Annotated in this window: 27 protein-coding genes and 1 pseudogene; 26 read left to right on the forward strand and 2 right to left on the reverse strand. The window is 42.0% G+C overall.

The features are described 5' to 3' along the window. Positions 1 to 100: 100 nt before the first annotated feature. On the reverse strand, positions 101 to 235 hold the full coding sequence (locus NE665_RS20190) for a helix-turn-helix transcriptional regulator (protein WP_118002936.1): 135 nt from the start codon (positions 233 to 235) through the stop codon (positions 101 to 103). Positions 236 to 543: 308 nt separating this feature from the next. Continuing rightward, on the reverse strand, positions 544 to 1,215 hold the full coding sequence (locus tag NE665_RS20195; RefSeq protein WP_044906876.1) for a helix-turn-helix transcriptional regulator: 672 nt from the start codon (positions 1,213 to 1,215) through the stop codon (positions 544 to 546). 495 nt (positions 1,216 to 1,710) lie between these two features. On the opposite strand from NE665_RS20195, the gene NE665_RS20200 reads away from it, so the two are divergent. The 26 genes and pseudogenes from NE665_RS20200 to NE665_RS20325 form a co-directional block, all read left to right on the forward strand. After that, positions 1,711 to 2,772, forward strand: a complete 1,062-nt coding sequence (locus NE665_RS20200; protein ID WP_302387072.1) for a replication initiation factor domain-containing protein — start codon at positions 1,711 to 1,713, stop codon at positions 2,770 to 2,772. Next, positions 2,772 to 2,975: an excisionase gene (locus tag NE665_RS20205; protein WP_002607397.1), complete on the forward strand. Its 204-nt coding sequence runs from the start codon at positions 2,772 to 2,774 to the stop codon at positions 2,973 to 2,975. The genes NE665_RS20200 and NE665_RS20205 overlap by 1 nt, the downstream gene beginning before the upstream one ends. A 78-nt stretch (positions 2,976 to 3,053) precedes the next feature. After that, positions 3,054 to 4,247: pseudogene (locus NE665_RS20210) on the forward strand (site-specific integrase). Between the two features lie 769 nt (positions 4,248 to 5,016). After that, entirely contained in the window at positions 5,017 to 6,153 is a 1,137-nt protein-coding gene (locus tag NE665_RS20215) for a hypothetical protein (protein ID WP_002611896.1), read from the forward strand. A gap of 19 nt (positions 6,154 to 6,172) precedes the next feature. After that, positions 6,173 to 6,523 (forward strand): hypothetical protein, encoded by a 351-nt coding sequence (locus tag NE665_RS20220; protein WP_002611897.1) that lies wholly within the window; start codon positions 6,173 to 6,175, stop codon positions 6,521 to 6,523. Between the two features lie 339 nt (positions 6,524 to 6,862). Next, on the forward strand, positions 6,863 to 7,717 hold the full coding sequence (locus NE665_RS20225) for a hypothetical protein (RefSeq protein WP_109771457.1): 855 nt from the start codon (positions 6,863 to 6,865) through the stop codon (positions 7,715 to 7,717). A gap of 5 nt (positions 7,718 to 7,722) precedes the next feature. Beyond that, the gene (locus NE665_RS20230; RefSeq protein WP_002611900.1) at positions 7,723 to 7,995 is read left to right on the forward strand and encodes a hypothetical protein; all 273 of its coding nucleotides are present in this window, start codon (positions 7,723 to 7,725) and stop codon (positions 7,993 to 7,995) included. A gap of 58 nt (positions 7,996 to 8,053) precedes the next feature. Then, entirely contained in the window at positions 8,054 to 8,455 is a 402-nt protein-coding gene (locus NE665_RS20235) for an SAM-dependent methyltransferase (RefSeq protein WP_347285935.1), read from the forward strand. Positions 8,456 to 8,812: 357 nt separating this feature from the next. Then, entirely contained in the window at positions 8,813 to 9,271 is a 459-nt protein-coding gene (gene ssb / locus NE665_RS20240) for a single-stranded DNA-binding protein (protein WP_002611994.1), read from the forward strand. Positions 9,272 to 9,288: 17 nt separating this feature from the next. Next, the gene (locus tag NE665_RS20245; protein ID WP_038274772.1) at positions 9,289 to 9,825 is read left to right on the forward strand and encodes an NUMOD4 domain-containing protein; all 537 of its coding nucleotides are present in this window, start codon (positions 9,289 to 9,291) and stop codon (positions 9,823 to 9,825) included. Positions 9,826 to 9,871: 46 nt separating this feature from the next. Then, positions 9,872 to 10,546: a hypothetical protein gene (locus NE665_RS20250; RefSeq protein ID WP_008729102.1), complete on the forward strand. Its 675-nt coding sequence runs from the start codon at positions 9,872 to 9,874 to the stop codon at positions 10,544 to 10,546. 86 nt (positions 10,547 to 10,632) lie between these two features. Beyond that, entirely contained in the window at positions 10,633 to 11,004 is a 372-nt protein-coding gene (locus NE665_RS20255) for a hypothetical protein (protein WP_002611238.1), read from the forward strand. Positions 11,005 to 11,094: 90 nt separating this feature from the next. After that, positions 11,095 to 11,316 (forward strand): hypothetical protein, encoded by a 222-nt coding sequence (locus tag NE665_RS20260; protein ID WP_038274694.1) that lies wholly within the window; start codon positions 11,095 to 11,097, stop codon positions 11,314 to 11,316. Between the two features lie 3 nt (positions 11,317 to 11,319). Then, entirely contained in the window at positions 11,320 to 11,574 is a 255-nt protein-coding gene (locus NE665_RS20265) for a hypothetical protein (RefSeq protein ID WP_002611232.1), read from the forward strand. Beyond that, entirely contained in the window at positions 11,571 to 12,062 is a 492-nt protein-coding gene (locus tag NE665_RS20270; RefSeq protein ID WP_002611230.1) for a hypothetical protein, read from the forward strand. The genes NE665_RS20265 and NE665_RS20270 overlap by 4 nt, the downstream gene beginning before the upstream one ends. A gap of 47 nt (positions 12,063 to 12,109) precedes the next feature. Further along, a complete protein-coding gene (locus NE665_RS20275) occupies positions 12,110 to 12,412 on the forward strand; it encodes a hypothetical protein (protein WP_233109008.1) in 303 nt (100 codons plus the stop codon). A 77-nt stretch (positions 12,413 to 12,489) separates the two neighbouring features. Continuing rightward, the gene (locus NE665_RS20280) at positions 12,490 to 12,627 is read left to right on the forward strand and encodes a hypothetical protein (RefSeq protein ID WP_002611501.1); all 138 of its coding nucleotides are present in this window, start codon (positions 12,490 to 12,492) and stop codon (positions 12,625 to 12,627) included. 184 nt (positions 12,628 to 12,811) lie between these two features. Beyond that, complete coding sequence (locus tag NE665_RS20285) at positions 12,812 to 13,438, forward strand: hypothetical protein (protein ID WP_002611226.1); 627 nt, start codon at positions 12,812 to 12,814, stop codon at positions 13,436 to 13,438. A 149-nt stretch (positions 13,439 to 13,587) separates the two neighbouring features. Further along, complete coding sequence (locus NE665_RS20290) at positions 13,588 to 13,749, forward strand: hypothetical protein (RefSeq protein ID WP_002611225.1); 162 nt, start codon at positions 13,588 to 13,590, stop codon at positions 13,747 to 13,749. Positions 13,750 to 13,812: 63 nt separating this feature from the next. Next, entirely contained in the window at positions 13,813 to 14,799 is a 987-nt protein-coding gene (locus NE665_RS20295) for a hypothetical protein (protein WP_002611223.1), read from the forward strand. Further along, entirely contained in the window at positions 14,789 to 15,088 is a 300-nt protein-coding gene (locus tag NE665_RS20300) for a hypothetical protein (protein WP_002611221.1), read from the forward strand. The genes NE665_RS20295 and NE665_RS20300 overlap by 11 nt, the downstream gene beginning before the upstream one ends. A gap of 100 nt (positions 15,089 to 15,188) precedes the next feature. Beyond that, positions 15,189 to 16,055, forward strand: a complete 867-nt coding sequence (locus tag NE665_RS20305) for a DNA/RNA non-specific endonuclease (RefSeq protein ID WP_002611219.1) — start codon at positions 15,189 to 15,191, stop codon at positions 16,053 to 16,055. A gap of 20 nt (positions 16,056 to 16,075) precedes the next feature. Beyond that, positions 16,076 to 16,315, forward strand: a complete 240-nt coding sequence (locus tag NE665_RS20310) for a hypothetical protein (protein WP_002611217.1) — start codon at positions 16,076 to 16,078, stop codon at positions 16,313 to 16,315. A 91-nt stretch (positions 16,316 to 16,406) separates the two neighbouring features. Then, positions 16,407 to 18,119 (forward strand): AAA family ATPase, encoded by a 1,713-nt coding sequence (locus tag NE665_RS20315; protein WP_233104850.1) that lies wholly within the window; start codon positions 16,407 to 16,409, stop codon positions 18,117 to 18,119. Positions 18,120 to 18,320: 201 nt separating this feature from the next. After that, the gene (locus tag NE665_RS20320; RefSeq protein ID WP_002611209.1) at positions 18,321 to 19,277 is read left to right on the forward strand and encodes a hypothetical protein; all 957 of its coding nucleotides are present in this window, start codon (positions 18,321 to 18,323) and stop codon (positions 19,275 to 19,277) included. A 519-nt stretch (positions 19,278 to 19,796) separates the two neighbouring features. Beyond that, positions 19,797 to 21,666 (forward strand): SpaA isopeptide-forming pilin-related protein (locus tag NE665_RS20325; protein WP_256302617.1); only part of this gene is annotated, 1,870 nt, incomplete at its 3' end.

Here is a 21,666-nt window from a genome sequence, read left to right on the forward strand (position 1 = left end):
CGGACAATTATAATATCTGATATTATATCTGTCAATAAAAAGTTTTTTTCTCGTTTATCCAAATACAATAATTTGCAAGCAGGTAAACACAGGTTATTTCTTAATATCCTTTTGTTTGGGAAACTCCTGTTTCCCATCGAGATACGCTTCTTCCAGACACGCCTAATTGTTCTTGGGTAAGATTTTGTTCTTTACGAAGCTCTTTTAGAAAACTCCCAACTTTTTGCTGTTCCATTCGCTTCCTCCTTTCATCGATAGATTAGCTCATTTCATCTGTAAACAACACGACATAAAGTGAGAAATGCCGTATTTATAAGGATTAGACATATATGTCTAGTTTATTTCAATTAAGAAAATTCAAATTTGTCGCTTTCTTCATATCCACATTATAACAGTTCCATATATCCGCCACAATAAAAATCAGCATACCCTTAGCATTTTTCTATGGAACAAAAATGCACACTTTTTCTTTCTTCCTCTTGATTACCCCACAACAGAAAAGAAAAAGCTTTTTCTTTGCTGTATCTTCCATGCAAGAGGAAATTAAAGACCTCTGTTCCATTTCGCCTTTAGATAATCTTCATAATCTCCCTCATTAAAATCTAATTGTGGCGAAGTGTCGGGAATGTTGTTTCTGTTGTCTATATCTGCAAGCTGACGGAATATCCAATCATCATAAGGGTCATGGTATTTATACTCTTTGGGCTGTTCTCTGTATCGGTCTAACCCTCGCATTTCCTTATGTACTTTTATCATTCGTTCCAGTTTTTGACGTTGTATCAACTGCTTGATTTCCATAAGTTCTTCCAACTCCGTAACCTCATTGGTAATGTAGTTATGGATATACTGTATGAGTTTATATGCCTTGTAAAATCTGCATTCTTTTTCATCATTGAAAAACTCATTTTCAGACAGATAATCTAAGGAAACATTAAAGTCTTGTTCCCGTTTGATAATATCCATGATATAGGGCTCGGTGTGGTCGATATACTTCCATTCTCCCGACAATAATTCATTGGGTGTTACTCCCAACACGTCCATTATCTTCTCTAACGTATCAAAGGTAGGATAATTCACGCCACGTTCAATCTTGGAAAGGCTCTGCATATTGATACCGATTTTGTCTGCCAGTTCCTGTTGTTTCATTCCTCTGTGTTTTCTTATGGTCTGTATGTTCTCTCCCAAAAAACTCATTTTCTTTATATAACGTTCCATAACTTAGTATAGCTTCTCCTTTCCCGTCTTTTACGTTCCTTTATAAGCCTATCATACTTATTTTGTTGTAAAAAGTCAAGAAAAATATCTTGACAAGTAATTCTAATGGAGTTATTATCGTGATAGATTGAGTGATTAAGCACGCTAGGGTCAATCACACGCTTGAGTAAGCATAGAAAAGATGTATTTTCATTTTGATAGCATGAATAAGCATGGACTATCAGACCGAAAATAAGGTTTCTGACTGGGGCTGTTCCGTTTAGCCACGAGCCTTACAAGGCTCGTGAGCGTCAAGAACGGATCAGACACAGGAAGAAAGGGAACGCCTTTAGGCGTTTATAAAGGGCGTATATGTAACACCGCCCTGCGCATACATGTCATAGTACCTAGAAACTGTGATAAATAAAGGAAAAAACACGATTTTTACCCCGCAAAAAACGGGAAGTACGAAAGGAGTAATGCACTATAACTACACACAAAAATTTATCCGTTAAGATTGATTACATCAGCATTGTATTTGAAACGGCAACCGCAGAAGATGTAATCATGCACATTTTAGGTTTACCGACTGACATTTTCAATGTTTATCCGGCAAGCATTAAATACAAAACCTATCAAGCACGCTGGCAGATTGGAGATATTTATGTATCGGGGGACGCAAGAAAGACAGAGGACAACCCACAAGGGCTAGGCTGTTATCTCGTTATGACTGGCAGAGGTTGTGATGATATTTTCCGCATTCTTGACAGTAGGAATTATACCTTTGGGGATATGTTCCGACGCTGTGAGCGAAGATACGGACTGGATAACTTCCACTTCACAAGGCTTGATATTGCCATTGATGATAAGAATGAAAAGCCATTCTTTACCATAGAGCAGATAAAGAAGAAATGCGAAAAAGAGGAATTTATCTCTAATAGTGAGGGCTACCACTTTGATGAAAGCAAGTTTGACGATTTCGACACCGCAAAGACTGTTTATATCGGTGCTGGAAAATCTGGATTATCCTACCGCTTTTATGATAAGGATAAGGAAGTCTGTTCAAAACATAATAAGACACTTGATGAAGTCGGCAGTTGGAAACGGACAGAAATGCAACTGCGTGATGATAAGGCTCATGCTTTTGCCATGACATTCAAGGAAAGACCGCTGGAACTTGGAGAACTGGCTTTCGGTCTATTGGCAAACAACCTACGCTTTGTCGTACCAAACAGAAACGAAAGCAATAAGAGCAGGTGGAAAACTTGTCGGTTTTGGGAACGCTTTTTAGGGGCTGTGGAAGTCTTAAAACTGCAAGTACCAAAACAGCAAAATTCCCTTGAGGAAACACAGCAATGGCTCACAGAGGGTGGCGTGATTTCCGCTGTCAAAAGTTTTTATTTCTTAGAAGAACATGACGCATTAGGTGGACTGGAAAAAGTGGGAACTATGCTTGATAAGGCAAGATACAGCAATTCCCTTTCCAGTAAATTAACCGCCCATTTACAGAGGATAAACCGTACCGACCTTATCCCTTATATCCAGTATGACACGAAACATGGGAAAGGGGGTATCTGATGAATAACAACGATATTCCCGTATGGGAAAAATACACCCTTACCATTGAAGAAGCGTCAAAGTATTTCCGTATCGGAGAAAACAAGTTAAGACGATTGGCAGAGGAAAACAAGGACGCTGGCTGGCTCATTATGAATGGCAACCGCATACAGATTAAACGCCGACAGTTTGAACAGGTTATCGACAAATTGGACGCAATCTAATGCAAATGAGCCTTGTATGTGTTATGATGAACACAAGTCATATCAAGGCTCTTTCCAACAAGGAAAGGAGCAGACACCATGAAAGAAAAAAGACGGGATAACAAAGGTCGTATCCTGCATACTGGAGAGAGCCAACGAACAGACGGAAAATACTTATATAAATATGTAGACGCATTTGGAAACACAAAATATGTGTATGCTTGGAGATTGACACCAACAGACCCGACACCAAAGGGAAAGCGGGAAAAACCCTCACTTCGAGAACTGGAACAGCAGATAAGACGGGATATTGAGGACGGTATCGACAGCACAGGCAAGAAAATGACGCTTTGCTAACTCTACGCCAAACAGAACGCACAGAGGGCAAATGTGAAGAAAAGCACACAGAAACAACGGGAACAACTCATGCGGTTATTGAAAGAGGACAAGTTAGGTGCTAGGAGCATTGATACAATCAAACCCTCTGACGCTAAAGAATGGGCGTTACGCATGAAAGACAAAGGCTTTTCCTACAATACCATTAACAATCATAAACGCTCATTAAAAGCGTCATTCTATATCGCCATACAAGACGATTGTGTAAGGAAAAATCCCTTTGATTTCAAGTTAAGTGAAGTCCTAGAAAATGATACCAAAGAGAAAGTCGCATTGACAGAGGAACAAGAACAAGCCTTACTCTCATTTATCAAGACGGACAATGTGTATCACAAGCATTATGATGATGTGCTGATATTATTAAAAACAGGACTTCGTATCTCGGAACTGTGCGGACTGACAGTAGCCGATATTGATTTCAAGAATGAAGTTGTGATAATTGACCACCAGTTACTAAAGAGCAAGGAACAAGGCTATTACATTGAAACGCCTAAAACAAAGAGCGGAATAAGGCAAGTGCCATTAAGCAGAGAAACAATACAGGCATTTCAACGGGTTATGAAAAAACGCCCAAAGGCAGAACCATTTGTGATAGACGGACGGGGCAACTTTCTATTTGTCAATCATAAAGGCAAGCCCAAAGTTGCGATTGATTACAATATGCTTGTTGTCCGTATGGTAAAGAAATACAACAAGTACCATAAGGACAATCCCTTGCCACATATCACACCGCATACGCTACGCCATACGTTCTGCACAAGGCTGGCAAGCAAGAACATGAACCCAAAAGATTTACAGTATATCATGGGACATTCCAACATTAGTATCACAATGAACTGGTACGCTCATGCGTCCATAGATACCGCAAAATCAGAGGTTCAGCGTCTAATTGCATAGAAGTATTTACCACGATTTTAACCACGATTGATAGGGAAAATATAAGAAGATAGACCTAGATATGTGAGGTTTACCACAAAAGCAAAATGCCCGTAGAGACGATAAAATAAGGCTTTGCGGACATTTAAGAAGATATAAAAAGATAGTCAAAAAGACATATATAATTTATATTAAATAACGGTATATGGCTTTGCCTTCTCTTTGATGATCAGCCAGAGTGGGATCTCGACCTCGGTCCCCGAATAAACAATCTATCTTTTAAAATAGAATACGAAACGAGATGTCCGATCACATATATCTATTCATTCATACGTTTTTTCTATATTTTGATCGTTGTAGTTTGGCTTTTGTATATAGTGTTTAGTATTCTAATCTATATCATAGGTTTGATTTTCTTTTTTCAAGTAATGATGTAAAACGACTATACTTTATCTTAGAACTGAGAATAAAGTTTTTAGTATTTTCATCACTTCATAAATTCCACCCTCGAAGAAAAAGTGTCTCAAACGAAAATACTCGCTACAACGACCGGAAAAGCCTTGTAGAAGGCTTTTCTCATTTTTAGATAAAGATTTATATATATCATGACAAAACGATGCTCTGAAGCTTTGAAATAAAGTTTGAAATTAGAATTAAACTATGAATAAAAGTCTATATAAACAAGTCGCGTACGAGCTTGTGTATAGATAAGAGAGCGCTGCTCTGATAGCGTATGGCAATCTATCAGTGCTATCTTCAGACATAAAAAAATAAAGAAAGGAATCATAAAATGGAACTCGACCAGATGATATTCGATGATCTCATCAAATGCTATAAGTCGAAGAACTATCGTTTCGACTTCGTATCAGACGAACTCTTCGTAGATGGATATTCCAAGGGTGTTTATATCCACTTCTCCCCTTTGAACAGGGATGCTTTTCTGAAGTATATAGAGGATACTCCTTTTTTCTTCGACATGGAGCTTCCCATGCAGAAAGACACCTTTCTTGATGCCTACCTGGATTTCATGGATCATGCCTGCACGAAGAAACGCAATACCCGTTATGCGGTCTCCATCACAGTCCTGTATCCGAAGAAGCTCCAGACCATTGAGGAACGGGAACGCTTCATACGTCAGTACGTCCTGCAGCTGTGTGGTCTGAAACAGCCGATCCCTTATTTCGTTGAAAATATCACCATGGGATGCGGCACTTATGCTAGAATAACCATGATAGACAGGATCTATATCGCCAGGACACAATGGATGGTTTACAAGAAGGATGGCTGGTTCGACAGCAGGACCGGAAGATTCGCAAGTGCGGATTGTCCGGAAAGATACAAGGTGTTGAAATATAGAGCCGGTGACTATCGACTGGATAAGGATGGTAACCGTATCCCATCGAAGGCCATCTTCAGCAATTCCCTGCAGAACTTCGTTTACGGGAAAGACATGCAGAGTGGCCGTAATCTGTGGGATGAATTCATTTGGAAGCTGCGTCAAAAGTTCCTGGACACAGTATTGCGAGTGTGTGGTAAGACGGATCATGTCAAGAAAGGAAAACGGCTCCATAAGACGGAATGCAAGCCGGAGTATCATCGCTATGTACGCAGACGCATCGCTGCATTGAATTTCGCAAAACAGACCATCGAATATACGACGAATTATCTATTGAAGAAGTTTTGCGCAGAGGATATCGTATTCACACACTACAATGAAGCGAAAGGCGGACGGACAGAGCATAGCCGGGCTTATAAACAGGTCTTGTCGATCTTTCACAAATACAGGACCAGGTTTCGTAACGGAGTCTTCCATGATGAGACAGGGAATGAACATCAGCTGGACTATTATCACCAGAACGTCTATGAATTAGATCGCAGTATCCAATGCCTGCTGGATCAGTTCTTTACTGATATACAGGCATTGTAAGAAGATGAGGAAAGAATACATGAAACAAGCGAAACTATTATTTTTACTACGGAATGACCTGGCATCCACTTCACAAAGGATCATCATCGAGATCAGCGAGGAAGACCATGAATACTGTATCGGCCATGGAGATGATGACAGGGAATATGTCCTAAAACAAAACGAGCGATACAGAGTCCTTGAGGATCCGCGTGGGATCCGGGTATTCGGAACGGACGAGGATATCTGTCACTATCTGCTGTTCAAATACTGCAGAGATGTTGCAGCGGATGTAGCATATCCTACAGGATGGCTGAAAGAACTGGAAAAACGATTCGAACAGATCCGCTGTGATGACCTTTCCGTATTCTACAATAAAACAAACGAATAGATATACCTTAACACTGCTTCTCATGCGGTGTTTTATTTTCCTCTCTCAGCTTGATCTTTACTGGGAAAAGGACAAAAACGACCTTTAGCTGGCCCAACAAATACAAAAAGCTGAATCAAAAGACTCTGCCGGCATGAGCGCCGGCGGCTACATGGCAACTTGCCATGTAGCTATGGAATACCGCATGCGCCTACACCGTCAATGACCGGGTCGTATTTTCCTATCGGAAAATCTCCACCCTACGTTCCGTTCCTTGACTGCTCCGGTTCATCGCGGTTCGTAGAAAGTGTAAGGTACGTAGCTTCACGATAGAAGGAAAATATAAGGAGGACAGAAACTATGTTGACGGTTCATTTCAAAAACAAGGAAGAGTTTTATGAGCAGATCGCAGATGGGTCCCTGCAGAAGATCATGATGGAATATTTTAATAGATCGGCAGACATGGGGCTTCCGGTCGAGGAAGATACCCTGTTCTATAACTTTGAAGCAGAATTTGAATGTGTATTAGAAAATGGAAAGCGTTGTATCACGGATGAGGAAGTAGCACATCGACATGGGGAGATTGCCGGAAGACTCCACGATGTGATCCGCAGTGTCTGGAGGAGATATCAGAAAAGTGTCCCTATATCGGGAAAAGGTTTCACTCTTACAGAGCTCAGCACGGATATGTGGCGGTTGGTCTGGATAGATTCGGAGATCCCGAAAAAGAAAGCAGAATACCTCTTTTGGAGGCATCAGATCTTCGTATGCAGTGCATTGGGGAATGCCGTCTTCACCTTCCCTCAGAGAGTGAGCTGGAAGGATGTTTGGACCAAGATGGAGACTTCTCAGTTTGCTGATGCCCTATCTATTGGGGATTTCAAAAGTCATATATGGCTTGGAAGTGCTGCATATGATGACATCATAGAACGTTACCGACAGCGATACCGGAAGGCAGATAAGGAGGGACCGATCTCCCTGATAGAATATGAGCGATATCTGCAGTATGCACAAGAGTCCTCATGCCATGAAGAATTCCTCCTGAGGATCGAGCTGGATGAGGAACTGCCCTACCGTTATGACCGGGAGGAACGATGGCTGCGGACAGAATGCGGGATGCGCCTGAACCCAATCGTTGCGTTTTACTTACATGGGCTTCAAGTCTTCTACAAACGTCAGATCGAGGGCAGATATCCGCTAAACGAAGGGAGCTGAATGATATGAAGAAAATATATAACGATGACACACTACTGAAACGAATCAAAAAACAGATCCGTATATGGGAAGCGTATTACAATGAGACCGGTCATTATCGGGAGGAAACGATCTTTCTGGATACCGGCGATACAGCGGTCTATGATCCTTATGTCAGCGAATGTATGCGATTCAAAGTCGATCCAAAAGCTTATTACGGAGAAGAAGCATACCAAGCATGGCTGGAGAACATGAGATCCTATCTAGGCGGTGATGAACTTGGCAAAGAGAATACTTGATGTTTGTTGTGGATCAAAATTATTTTGGTTTCAAAAACACCATCCCGATGTCGTTTATATGGATATCAGGCAAGAACATGGAGATATCCATGGAAAGCATGTCCATGTCGATCCTGATGTGATCGGAGACTTTCGAAATATCCCATATGATGATGGACGATTCGATATGGTCGTATTCGGTCCTCCACATCTTCGCTGGGCCGGGCCGAATTCTATCATGAAGGCTCAGTATGGTCAGCTCAGTGAGACATGGTCGCAGGATATCGCTCAAGGGTTCAAAGAATGTATGAGAGTGTTGAAATCAGGAGGCTTCTTGATTTTCAAATGGAACGAATGTCAGATCAGAGTCAATGAGGTCTTGAAGCTCATGGATACGACGCCTTTATTCGGAAACAGACGTGGTGATACCCATTGGCTCGTATTCACAAAAAAGGAATGTCAAAATGAAGAGATATCATAAGTGGAATATATACAAAAACGTCATCATGCTGAGATACCTGTTCCGTGGATGTGATGGTCTCCGGCAGCACGTCCAAATGATGAGATGGATCCATAACAAAAGACTTACCGAGGTCTTCGATTTCATAGAGGAACACTTCGAAGAGACCTGGACGATGCCGGTCCAAGAGTTTATTGCGGAGAAGAAACATACCAGGTATGATCGAAGAAGATAAAAGACTATCCAGTCGCGAAATACGATGCCATATCTGCAAGGCGGATCTGAACGCCCTCAGACCGGTGACGGCCGGAGATAAAAGCATAGGAGAATACTTGGGATATATACCATATGAATGTGTAGACGGGAGGAACTATCATGATCAATAGAGTTGTATTAGTGGGAAGATTGACGAAGGACCCTGTATTACGGAAGACGACGAATGGCGCATCGGTCGTGTCTTTTACGGTCGCATGCAACCGGCTTTTCAAACAGGAGGGACAGCCGGAAGCTGACTTCATCAACACTGTCGTCTGGAACAAGACCGCAGACAGTGTAGAGAAGTATACGCACAAGGGCTCTCTGGTAGGTGTAGAGGGCCGTATCCAGACGCGCAGCTATGATGACAAGGATTGCAAGCGTGTATATGTAACAGAGGTGGTCGCGGATAATGTGCGCTTTCTGGACAGCCGGAAAGCAGGAGGTACGGATCATGCTTACGTACCCGGACAGGAAAGCACACAGAGCATCACCACTATGAGCAACAGCACTCCGTCCTTCTCCAGTGAGTTCACAAGCACTGCAGCATTGGATATCTCCGATGACGATCTGCCATTTTAATGAAGGAAACGATACGGATGATCACGCAGAAAGAGATCGATGTGGAGGTGTGGGAACTGGTCGATACGACGAAAAATCTTTATATCTCCAATATGGGAAGAGTCAAGCGTATCTATAAAAACAAAAGAGAGCGGATGCTGAAGCCGTATCTGCGTAAAGGCGTCCCTCCCTACTTCATCAAGATAAACAAGAAAGAAGTCAAGGTCGCGCAGCTCGTATGGAGAGCTTTTCATGGGAATTATGATACGAAGCGCTACAGTTTGATCCACACGGGCCTGAAGACAGATGACAGGCTGATGAATCTGACTCTTTTGTCGAAACAGGAGGCAGGAAGCATGTTCGCAAGCCGCAGCCGACGAAGAGGAATCTATAAGGTAGATCCAGAGAACAGGAACATTCTCGCATTTTATAAAAGCTCCAGAGAAGCAGCGGCAAAGGAATACTGCAGCTACCAGACAATCCTGGACAGCTGTAATGGAAAGACGAGAAGGAATGCGACCGGCTATAGCTTCGTATGGTCTGAGGTCGTAGATGATTCTTCCGGCTGGATATAAGGGACATATCGATACATAGGGAAAGAGGATGAAGGAGGATATAGAAATGGAAGAATATGAAATCAAGCTAAGACTTACAGAAACAGAAGCAGAGCAGCTCGTAAAGGCTGCAGCACAGCACGATCAGAAGGTTTCCGAGCTGCTGGAATCCTTTGTATATGATCTAGTCGCATCTGATGAGCATCGCGGAGGTGATGATGAGACAGAATTGGCCCATCAGTGGTATCAGCGGCGCAATGAAGCACTCTATCCGCATCATGCGACCCCGTTGACAGAGAGCGAATCTCTGAAGCTGGCAGAGACAGATATACAGAAGCACTGTATACAGGAGGCATTCCGGTATACTCCCCTTTACTTCGACTGGATAAAAGCAACGATGAAAGATGATGGAGTGATCATGGAAGATCAGGACCATAAACGTGTATACTTTTCTATCGATGAAGATGGCGATATCGACTTCGATGATACATATGGAAACAGCTGTGATGATCTGAAGCTCGTTCATGAGTCCGATAAGATCACATGGGATGAGGTGGAAGCTCGCCTGCGCAGTTATTCAAAAGAGCATCAACAGGAGTTACAGTATCACTTGAAAGAATGTTTTCAGCGATTACCAAGACAAGGGGAAGGCAGCGACTACGTGCGGATAAAGATGGCAAGCGATATCTATCGTCTGGAGGCGATGCTGCGTGAGATCCTGGAAAGCAGCTGTCATGCATGAAGCTTGTCGAGCGCTCCAAGGTATCATCGGATGAAGTCATACATATATCCGTTTTTTCAGATAAGACCATCGTGAGGAGGGATCATATGAAGAATGAAACATATACAGGATTATCAGAAGCATTGCAGGCGCTAAAGACGAGATACGTGCAGCTGCCGGAGGAAGGAATCGATCAACAGACGCCGGAACCATTCGCATGCCTGATACGAGCATGTGAAGCTGTCCTTCAAGAGGAACAGATACGCAGAGATCGTCAGTTACGAGAGGTACGGAAAGCACGAAGAGACGGGATCATAGGGCGACCAGTCACCCCCTGCAGAGAAGACTTTCTGAAGCTGACGTATCTGCATGATAAAAAAATGGTGACAGCAATGGAAGCGACGAGAATGGATATAGGAGTTGCCATTTCATGCAGAACGAAAAGGAGATATCAGGAGGACGAGGGATGGAAGATATAAGGAAGCTGATCGTATTCCTGATCATCAACATCTCGGCATTCCTCTGTTATCTGCTGGGAAAAGAAAATCGGAGAAAGAGAGAAGATGGACATGAAGAAGAATAAATATTTAAAAGCGAAACTGACTGCAGATACGGAAGAGGACTGTCTGTACAACACTTTCTGGATCTATGTTGCCGGTATATCGGAGCTGTTACTGATCGTCATGCTGCAGGGAGAGCTGAACTACATCAGTATCCCCTGCCTCATCGCAGCCGGCTTCTCTTTAGGTGTCTGCGCATACAAGATGGGACAAAAAGCAAGGGAGCGATAAAACATGACCTTAGAAGATTACTTACCACAGATACAATTACTTACTTTACAGAATTACAACAATACCATCATCGCTTATGCGGCATATGTGCGTTTCGGGAAAAAAGCGATCGCAGACTATTGCAGGGAGAAGATCGGAAAAGAGGTCAGGGTCATCGTAAAGGATGATGATCCTATCAATGAAGATGGGTCGATCAGTCAAAATCGCTCGAAGCCTTCCAGATCGAGAACAGTGATCCTGGAGGTCATCAGCGAATGACGTACGTGGTCGTCACGATCACGTACTTCCTCCTCATCGGATTCCTTCTATGGAAGAATGAGGCGGGGACCTATATCCGGCATATGACGCCGCATCATCTGGTCTGTATCCTGAAGACCTCCTTTTCCATACTGACCGAAGTGGTATTGACGATGTCCCTGACATTCGCATGCGTCTATACGCTTTGCGGCTTACGCAAAGCGCTCCCTGATGAGAAGGAGATCCTGTTGCCGTGTCGGATGGTCCTGTTGTTCATCGTGCTGGTACGCTACTTGTTTCAGAAAGAGGTGAGCTTCCCGTTCCTCCTCTTCTATATGAATGTGACCATCTTTTCCGACCTCCTCTATCAGGGCGCGGATATCCTACGTTCCCTGCTGTATCTGGTGTTTCTCATACTACATGCACTCTTTTGCGTTTGCGATGAGGGAAGGATGGTCCGGTGGGAGGATATTGCCGCTATGAGAAACAAGAATTGCCTCTGTGCATGATACTGTGCAAGTTACTCGCTGGAGATATCGCAGCGAGAAGATATGGGATGCTTGCACAGAAGATGGTCTATTCCGAGCTATCCTCAGTTGACGACCATAACCGGTGTTTCGAACTCCTGCAGCAGATGCCGCGACAGGAGCGCTATACGCTGTATGAAGACTGCCGGAAGCACTGTACACAGGTCCTGTATGCGCACTGGGATCTGGTAGCCCTGATCGCACAGAGACTGCTCAAAGAGAAGAAACTTGAACGACAGGAGCTGGAACTACTCTGGCAGACATACGGGAAGAAAGACGGGATGGACCATGAAGACGATCGGAAAGGAGGTCAGGGTCACAGTGAAACGTAATGCTCTGTTGAGTGTGGAAGAAATGCGAAGCCGGCACTATAAGAACTCTGACGCTCCACTGTGATCTTGGAAATCGAATGAAGAAAAAGAAATATCTGGTACTGAGAAACAAGGAGAACGGGAATATCGTAACCGTCGACAAGACTTGGTTCTATGGTCTGCCTAGGCATATCCAAGCGCTGTATCATGCAAAATGGCAGATCGTGATAAAGTAAGACATCACCTGGCAAGTTGCCAGATGATCGATCCAAACCATAAGGAAGAACAGAAGGTGTGAAAAAAACATGGAGTCATTCAAAAAAAAGTATGAAAAAATTCACTTTTGTAAATATACAACTACTGATCACATGGATAATCATTTGTGATATACTTCTTTCAAAAAGAAAAGAGGTATCTTCCATGGAAATTATAACGATCATGGTTTCGGCGCTTTTGGGAGCAGTACTTACCTGGATTACATCCACAGTGCTCTACAAAAAACAATCTACGATTGAAATGAGATGGACATTATTTCAATCGATACGTGATGAAATGTATGCATCAAAAAAGCTTATTGCAACCTATTTCAATGAATTAGGCAAAATTGCAGCAGATATGCGCGAGGAAAAAGAGGCCAGCGAACATGTGCATATTGATTTTACAAATCTCTCCTCTATACATCAGGAATATTCTGTTCTGACGAATAAATTTCTGGCTTATATGAAAATGTATGAACCTGATACGATCTGCAAAATAATGTCGCATCTGCCCTTTGTATTCAAAAACTCTGCACGAAAAATGAAATTCTATTTTTATCTGGAAACATGGAGAACTGCAATGTACTGTGATTTGAAATATCTGCTCGATGTAGAAAATAAACTACAGGAGATTTTGATTCCCTACCTTGATAAGACAGCTGCTCCAGATATATATGACGAAATATTAACAGTCATAAGCAATGTCCATGCATCCGACATGCAAACGATAGACCTTGATGAAATTGGACTGTATGACTTTATGGCAGAAAGCTTCAGAAAAATCGTCTGATAAATTTAGCTGCATGGCAATCAGATATTCTAAAGTCAACAGAAGAACTGCTGGACGACTATGAGAAAAGTGTTCATCAAAGATTGTCATAAAGTCTCAATAACAATGAATTACTTAGCAAACTGCTATGTAACACAGGAGGGAGAAGCATGATATCGATACTTTTTATAGGGATGATCGTTTCCCTCTTCATCATATTGTCCTATGCTCTTTGCAGAGCGAGTGATGAAGCTGACAGAATGTTCGGATATAAAACCATGAGCAGAGATCATGAGATGACGTATGAAGATGACCATAAATCTTTAGAATGACAAAGGATCTTGTATCTACCTGGCAAATTGCCAGGTAGATAGAAAAGGAGGTGCTTGAAAGCAATGAATGACTTAAAAAGCAGAAAAGGATATATCAATACGAACTGTGAACGTAAGTATCCGGGAGTCAAAGACTATTATCTACGCTGCGTCAGTGACGAGGTCATAGACAGACTGCGAAAAGAATCTTTAGATGGTGTTTGCTTTCTATCTTTATCAGATCTCAGAGAAGCATATGATCTCACTAAGAGTGAAGGGCTAAAAGTGATGCTGTTGATCGATGATGAACCGGATATACAGCGTAAGGGTTGGCATAAGAATCTGGTCGAATATAGAATACAGGATCCAAAGGAAATGAAAAGCATAACAGTCCGGCTTCAGGACGAAGCTATGGATCTCTATGACGAAAAGGACGACGCACTTCAACTGCTCGGGCATAAGTTGCTGCCGGGACTTGTCTATTCCCTTGCGCAGGCACGAAAGATCGCAACGGATCTGGTCAACATTCTCCAGCATAAGGAGATGCCAAAGAAAGTACAGGAAGGACTATTGGAAGCGTACGTACGTGCACATAAAGGTTACACGCTGACAGAAGAGATCCAGGAAGATGGCACCCATCTTCAGGTCCTCTTATATGATGGTCTTCCGATAGCAAAAGGAAGCGGCACTGAGCTCTTGAAGATGATAGGAATCGAAGGTGTCACAGTTTCTGATCTGAACGTATACACGAAGGAAGATATGGAACCTGTCCTATCCCGCTATCACGAATATGTCCAAAAAGGACAGATCAGCGAGATACTGAAGGATCGCTGTGATGAGTGGTTAGCTTCACAAGACCTGGATGAAAACAGTTTGGAGGGAATCATCGATAAAGACGATCTAACACTGGAGCTATGGGACAAACGAGCAGCACTGGACCCTACTCTCCCTTTCCGCCCTGCTTTGAACACGGAGGACATGCGATGGATGCAGGAGGAAGCGGACATACAGCTAGAGCAGATGCTCATTACAGAACTGGAGAAAGAGAAGGTGTTATCCTATGGATCCTGATAGACTAGAGAAGTTCATGAGGAAGGACCATGCACGAATCTCCGGCTTTCACGGAGCGTCGTATACAAAAAAAGTATTATGTCATCTCTTATGGATAACCGTGGGTGTCATCGTACTCATCCTTCTCACGATTATCACACTGCAGTTCCTGTACGATAGTATACGACTTGCGACTCTATTCCTCCTACTGATCATCGTCCTTGCCATAACGTTCCTGCTATATCGAAGGATGAGAAAAGCAAAACAAAGAAAGAAAATGAAAGAAATCGTAGATAGGCAGAGCGGGTAAACACTTGTCTTTGAACTTCTACTATAGTAGAATTTAGTTGGAAAAGAGTGTCTGAACCTGACCTGGCAAGTTGCCAGGTACAGAAATGAGGGAAAAGATCATGAAAACGATCATCAAATTACTATTGTCTTCCTTGCTCGTCCTTTCATCGACAGGCTGTTCACCGCATAGCACGAAGAACGAACAAGATATATCATATATCGATATCTCCGAAATTCCAGCTTACTCCGGTACACCGTATGTGGAAATCGACGGCAATATACCGGCTTTCATGGAAGATGAGCTGTCTACGAAATCGTATGAGAACTACAGTGAGCTGGATGAGCTAGGCCGGTGCGGAGCTGCGATGGCAAACATCGGAAAAGATCTGATGCCTACAGAAGAACGAGGCTCCATCGGAATGATAAAGCCTTCCGGCTGGCATACCGTCAGGTATGATGACCTGATAGATGGGAAATATCTCTATAACCGGTGCCATCTGATCGGATTCCAGCTGACCGGTGAAAATGCCAACGAGAAGAATCTGATAACCGGTACTCGGTATATGAACATGGAAGGTATGCTGCCATTTGAAGATATGGTTGCTGATCATATCCAGGAAACGAATAACCACGTACTGTATCGGGTCACTCCGATATTTGAAGGTGATGACCTCGTAGCATCCGGTGTACAGATGGAAGCGCAGTCGGTGGAAGACCATGGAGAAGGTATCCGGTTCAATGTCTTCGTATACAATGTACAGCCCGGTATTACGATCGACTATATCACCGGAGAGAGTCATTTGGAAAAAGGAGTAGAAAAAGAGCAAAACGATACCGATGTGGAGATACGCGGAAACAAGGATTCGAAGATCTATCACTGTCCCGGCCAACGATCCTATGATGATATGGAGGACTCAAAAAATCTGATCATATTCAACAGTGAAGAAGAGGCACAGGCAGCCGGGTATAGAAGAGCACAGCGGTAGCCAGAAAGAAGGAAGATGCGATGAGTAGAAGAGATGTGCAACTGCAACAGATGCGGGAACAGCAGCTGGTAGAAACGACCAGCAGGATCTATGCATCAACCGTGGCAGAGGTATTATTTGAGGCAGGCGTACCAAAGGAAGATATCGAGTATGTGCTTTCTCAAGTCATGGGCAAAGCAGAGGATCTTTCAAAAGGTTATATCGACGTAGATACGTATGTGGAATCAGTAGAAGAAAAAACAGGAATCACTTTAAAGTGACCTGATATAAAGTAAAAAAACAAGCAAGATCAGCTACCTGGCAAGTTGCCATGTAGGAGTAGACAGCGGAGAGACCGCATGGAGAAAAAATATGAACGAAAACAAAAAAATAGTCGAACATGGACCGACAGGTTTGAAACGGATACCGATCGGTATCTCAGATTATCGAAAATTGAAAACAGGAGATTATTATATCGTCGATAAATCCTTATTGATAAAAGAATTTTTGGATAGTGGCGCAGAAGTAACACTGGTGACCCGTCCTCGACGCTTTGGGAAAACATTGAACATGAGTATGATGGCAGAATTCTTCGACATCACAAAGGATTCAAAGGATATCTTCAAGGATACTGCGATCATGGATACGGAATATATTCGTGAGATGAACCAATATCCTACGATCTTTCTGAGCTTTGCGGATGCGAAAGGCAGTCAGATGAGAATCGTAAAATGTATAAAGGAACAGCTATTGACAGCCTACAGATGTAACGCCCACCTATTGAAAGATCCGGATATGTTCGATAAACCAAAGTTCGACTTGATCATGAAAGGATTATCAAGCTTAGATGATGGAAGCTTAGAAACGATCGACCAGGCGATAGCATATCTCATGGAGAAGTGTCATCAATATTACGGAAAGAAAGTGATGCTCATCATAGACGAATATGACACACCGTTTATAGAAGCGCATGTCGGAAATGTTTATAGCGAGATACACTCCGCACTTGCAGGATTGCTCAGCAGTGCACTGAAAGATAATCCGAATTTGCAAAATGCTATGCTTACCGGGATACAGCGGGTCGCAAAGGAAAATATCTTTTCCGGATTGAACAACCCGGAGGTACGGACTGTAAGTGATAAAGCCTATTCCCAACACTTTGGATTCGTGAAGAAAGAAGTGAATATCCTATTGAAGTATTATGGCTTAGAATGCTCTGATGAAGTGAAGGCAATGTATGATGGCTATAATATCGGTGGAACAGAAATCTATAATCCCTGGTCTATCCTCAATTATGCGAAGAATCATAAGCTGATTCCCTATTGGGTGAACGTAAGCTCTAATCAGCTTATAAAAAAAGCAATGGAGGAAATAAGAAAAAAACCAGAAACACACGGTGAACATAAATCCGGATTCGAAACCAAGTATGAAGAGTTGATAGAAAAAAAACAGGTAGAGACCGTAATGGATCTTCAAAAATGTTTTTATGAAGAATCAGATGCTGTAAGTCTATGGGGTCTTTTCGTAAATGCAGGGTATCTGACAATAAAACAAGAAAAATCGAGCACGTATTTATTGGAGATTCCAAACAATGAGGTCGCAGAGGAGTTTCAGAGACTTACTCTAAATTATTTGAATAAAGACTATGATATTTTCACTATGATGATGAGAGGCTTATACGATAAAGAACCTAATGTGTTCATAGAAAACTACCGAGACTTCCTATTGAATTCTACAAGTTATCATGATCTGATCAGTGAAAACAGTTACCATACTCTTCTATTAGGGATGTGTGCCTGCCTATATGCAGATTATGAGGTAAAGAGTAATCAGGAGGCTGGAAAAGGCAGATACGATATCGTCCTACAAAGCAAGACGAGTAAGTTTCCTTCCTATATCATCGAATTAAAGTATTTAAAGAAAGAAGAATATGACAAGCATCCGAAACTGTTGAAAGAAAAATGTGAGGAAGCTTTACGACAGATCGAAATGAATCGTTATGATATCACATTGAGCGGACAGATCATCCATATCGCATTAACACACAGTGGTAAAGATGTAGAGATGCTTTGGAAAGAGGCTTGACGGACTATGTTTCAAACAACATGGCAACTTGCCATGTTGAAGAAATACTTGGAGGAAAAAGCAGAAGGCTATCTGCTTTCCAACAGGCATATGAAAAAGAAGAAAAATTCGAACGGAAATTCATAAAAAAATATTTTGCAAAACGAAAGAAAAAATAAATCGATAAAAAAGTCTAAATGGGTGATGAGGAGGATTTAGAAAATGAAAAAGTTATTAAGTATGATAGCAGTGGCAGCATTGATATTGACGGGCTGTGTCAAAGACCTACAGGTCAAAACGCCAGAGAAGCTGACTGTAGAGTACGGTGATAAGCTGGATAACGATAAACTATATGACGCAAAGGAGTCAGACGAGAATGTCAAAGTCGACAAGGTTTCCGGATATGATGCAAAGAAAGTCGGAGACCAGACGCTGAAAGTCACATTTACAGATGGTGATAAATCTACAGAAAAGGAAATCAAGATAACTGTCAAAGATACCAAAAAACCAAAAATCGTACTGAAGAAGGATAAGATCACGATCACAGCCGGAGATAAGCTGACATTGAAGGACAATGTAAAATCTGTAAAGGATCCCGTCGATGGCAGCTTGAAGTACAGTGACAAGGAAATCAAGAAATCCGGATACTATATTGACAAGGGCAAGCTGGATACGAAGAAAGCAGGTACCTATGAAGTAGTTGTCAAAGCGTTCGATGCAAATGGAAATACTACAGATAAAACATTCAAGGTCACTGTGAAGAATAAAGTTGAGAAGAAAGCAACGACAGAACAAAATTCTGAGGCCGCAACTTCTCAGAACAGCAGCACTGGCCAACAGACGCAGGCAGTTTCCCCTTCCTCTCCTGCACAATCCAATCAGAGTTCAGGATCCAGTGGACAAAGTGGTACAACATCAGGAGGATCATCTTCAGGAAATTCTGGAACCTCCACACCAGCAGAACAGCCTAATGCATGTGTTTCTGACGGAAATTTTGGTGCTATAGGAAATAGCGGACAAGTGTTTTATTCTGAAGCTGCAGCAGATGCATACGCAAATGAACAATTGAATTATGGTGAAGGACCATGGGGAAAAAAAGGATATGACGGATATCATGCATGGACAGTTTATGATAATTGTGGTGAACGTAATGATGTTTGGACAGTAGACTTTTATTAAAAAGAAATTTATTTTAAATATAAACTATAGTATAATTGAAAGCGAAGATAGTGATAGACCTCAATTTATTGGAAGTAGACCCTTTCGGTTCCAATACTGGAGGTGATTACTTGAATTTAGACTTGTATATCATTCTTCTTATTGTGCTAACAATAAAGGAAACGATCAAGATACTAAAAAAGTAATCGCCCCTTGACTTTTGACCGAGCTCGGGGCGATTACTTTCAAACTATCTCCATTTTCACTGAGATAAGATATCTCATCTATATTATACACAAAAATACCAAAATAGTCACTATTTTGAAAATTTAATAGAGAAATGAAAAGGACAGATTAGAAATCTGTCCTTTATGCGTAGAAAGGAGAAAAGATGAGTTACTATAAGTATGCGTAGAAAGGAGAAAAGATGAGTTACTATAAGGTTGGTAGATTCAGGGCCGTAAGGCCCTATACGAATATAAGATAGTAAAAGGCCAGTCACTGGCCTTTTTTCGTGTTTACAGAAAGTGAGGAAAGCAAATGATACGAAAAATAAAAAATAGAATAAGAGATGCAGCTATAGGTATCTTAACTGTTTTGACTGTATTAACAAATATGCAGTTACCAATCTATGCCGCAGATCACACGGCCACTAAGACATTTATAGATGGTATTTCCTATCAGGTTACTAAAGGCTCTCAATCAGCTTGGGGACAGGGTTTCACATTAAAGATGGATGGAGATGTGGTTTTCTGTATAGATCCACAGGCAGAAGTGATCGCAGGTGGAGGATATGCTGAAAGTGAATTTAATGCCTCCCTTAGACATGAGCTTTCTGTTATAGCATATGAAGGCTATTATAAAAACAGAAACAAATCAGATGTCACATACTATAAATTTACAACGAATTTAATGATTTGGGAAAAGATGGGGTGGAGTGTTACTGCTTCCGGTTTCGACTATAGTGGGTATAAATCTAAAATTCAGAAAGCTGTTGATAGTCATTCCATTCGACCTTCTTTTCACAGGGAAGAAATCACTTTAAATGTCGGGGAAAGTATTACACTCACTGACACAAATGGCGTATTTAATGAATTTAATTTTATAGCTTCTGATGGATTGAAGGTAAAAAAAGATGGTAATAAACTCACCATTACTGCGACGGAAGAATCCAAAGATAATTCTAAAGTAAAATACAATAAAGTTCCAGATGAATGTGTAGGGACCAGCCTTGTATATCAGAAGGCAGGGTCTCAGGATATGGTTAAGTTTTTTGTAAAGGACCCATTGTCTACTTTTATTGATGTCAAAGTTAATAAGTACGGATCACTGAAAATCACAAAGCAGGACGAAGATGGAGCGGTAGTTCCGAATACTTCCTTCAAAGTGTCTAAAAATGCAGACATGTCCTCTCCTATCGGAACTTACAAAACAGGGGGCGATGGTACTGTAACTGTCAATAACCTGTTACCACAGAAATATTATGTGCAGGAAACTGCAGTCCCTAGTCACCTGGTACTCGACACTACCATCCGTGAAGTAACTGTCGAAGCTAATCAGACGACAACCTATACTGCACGTAATAACTGGGTCAAAGGTAAGGTGCAGCTGCGTAAGATCGACCCTAAATCTGGAAAACAGGTCGCAGGTGCTACCTATGCCATCTACAATGATAAAGGCCAGGAGTTAGAAAGACTCGTGACAACTGCCACAGGCTATGTAGAATCGGGTTATCTAAGATTCGGGCAATACACCGTGCGTGAGGTCATCGCTCCATCAGGATATATCTTAAACAAGACTTCCTACCCTGTTACGATCACTAGCAACGAACAAAAGATCACAGTGACTGGTGAAGATGAACGACAGACCGGCCGCTTAGAGCTCACAAAAGAAGACAACGTCACCGGTTCTGCCGCACAAGGAGAAGCTACCTTAAAAGGTGCGGTATATGAGCTGAAGGCAAAAGAAAATATCCTAGATCCTGCCGACGGATCTGTCAAATATGCGAAAGGTGCATTAGTCACTTCACTGACGACGGATGCCAATGCAAAAGCGTCTGTAAGTAATCTTTACTTAGGTAAATATACCCTTCAGGAAAAGACGCCAAGTACTGGATATACGTTAGATCCTACAAAGTATGATGTATCTATCGATTATGCAGGACAAAGTGTGGAAATCGTTACAAAGAAACAAACGGTCAAGGAACGTGTCAAGGCTCAGGCATTCTCCATTATCAAGATATCAGACAATGGTGCCGGTGAAGCTGATAAGCTGGCCGGTGTCGAATTTACCGTTAAATCCAAAAAGGATATAGATGCATACGGAAGTTGGGAAAAAGCTCCTATTGCTAAAAATGCAAAGGGACAGACAGCAAAAGTCCTTGTGACTGATAAAAATGGACAGGCGGTAT

Source organism: Clostridium sp. DFI.1.208, assembly GCF_024463855.1.
GTDB lineage: Bacteria > Bacillota_I > Bacilli_A > Erysipelotrichales > Erysipelotrichaceae > Clostridium_AQ.

Bases quoted from the DNA above. Each gene is read 5' to 3' on its own strand.
- NE665_RS20190 (WP_118002936.1), bottom strand. From the start codon at position 235: ATGGAACAGCAAAAAGTTGGGAGTTTTCTAAAAGAGCTTCGTAAAGAA.
- NE665_RS20195 (WP_044906876.1), bottom strand. From the start codon at position 1,215: ATGGAACGTTATATAAAGAAAATGAGTTTTTTGGGAGAGAACATACAG.
- NE665_RS20205 (WP_002607397.1), top strand. From the start codon at position 2,772: ATGAATAACAACGATATTCCCGTATGGGAAAAATACACCCTTACCATT.
- NE665_RS20215 (WP_002611896.1), top strand. From the start codon at position 5,017: ATGGAACTCGACCAGATGATATTCGATGATCTCATCAAATGCTATAAG.
- NE665_RS20220 (WP_002611897.1), top strand. From the start codon at position 6,173: ATGAAACAAGCGAAACTATTATTTTTACTACGGAATGACCTGGCATCC.
- NE665_RS20225 (WP_109771457.1), top strand. From the start codon at position 6,863: ATGTTGACGGTTCATTTCAAAAACAAGGAAGAGTTTTATGAGCAGATC.
- NE665_RS20230 (WP_002611900.1), top strand. From the start codon at position 7,723: ATGAAGAAAATATATAACGATGACACACTACTGAAACGAATCAAAAAA.
- NE665_RS20235 (WP_347285935.1), top strand. From the start codon at position 8,054: ATGGATATCAGGCAAGAACATGGAGATATCCATGGAAAGCATGTCCAT.
- NE665_RS20245 (WP_038274772.1), top strand. From the start codon at position 9,289: ATGATCACGCAGAAAGAGATCGATGTGGAGGTGTGGGAACTGGTCGAT.
- NE665_RS20250 (WP_008729102.1), top strand. From the start codon at position 9,872: ATGGAAGAATATGAAATCAAGCTAAGACTTACAGAAACAGAAGCAGAG.
- NE665_RS20255 (WP_002611238.1), top strand. From the start codon at position 10,633: ATGAAGAATGAAACATATACAGGATTATCAGAAGCATTGCAGGCGCTA.
- NE665_RS20260 (WP_038274694.1), top strand. From the start codon at position 11,095: ATGAAGAAGAATAAATATTTAAAAGCGAAACTGACTGCAGATACGGAA.
- NE665_RS20265 (WP_002611232.1), top strand. From the start codon at position 11,320: ATGACCTTAGAAGATTACTTACCACAGATACAATTACTTACTTTACAG.
- NE665_RS20270 (WP_002611230.1), top strand. From the start codon at position 11,571: ATGACGTACGTGGTCGTCACGATCACGTACTTCCTCCTCATCGGATTC.
- NE665_RS20275 (WP_233109008.1), top strand. From the start codon at position 12,110: ATGCTTGCACAGAAGATGGTCTATTCCGAGCTATCCTCAGTTGACGAC.
- NE665_RS20280 (WP_002611501.1), top strand. From the start codon at position 12,490: ATGAAGAAAAAGAAATATCTGGTACTGAGAAACAAGGAGAACGGGAAT.
- NE665_RS20285 (WP_002611226.1), top strand. From the start codon at position 12,812: ATGGAAATTATAACGATCATGGTTTCGGCGCTTTTGGGAGCAGTACTT.
- NE665_RS20290 (WP_002611225.1), top strand. From the start codon at position 13,588: ATGATATCGATACTTTTTATAGGGATGATCGTTTCCCTCTTCATCATA.
- NE665_RS20295 (WP_002611223.1), top strand. From the start codon at position 13,813: ATGAATGACTTAAAAAGCAGAAAAGGATATATCAATACGAACTGTGAA.
- NE665_RS20300 (WP_002611221.1), top strand. From the start codon at position 14,789: ATGGATCCTGATAGACTAGAGAAGTTCATGAGGAAGGACCATGCACGA.
- NE665_RS20305 (WP_002611219.1), top strand. From the start codon at position 15,189: ATGAAAACGATCATCAAATTACTATTGTCTTCCTTGCTCGTCCTTTCA.
- NE665_RS20310 (WP_002611217.1), top strand. From the start codon at position 16,076: ATGAGTAGAAGAGATGTGCAACTGCAACAGATGCGGGAACAGCAGCTG.
- NE665_RS20315 (WP_233104850.1), top strand. From the start codon at position 16,407: ATGAACGAAAACAAAAAAATAGTCGAACATGGACCGACAGGTTTGAAA.
- NE665_RS20320 (WP_002611209.1), top strand. From the start codon at position 18,321: ATGAAAAAGTTATTAAGTATGATAGCAGTGGCAGCATTGATATTGACG.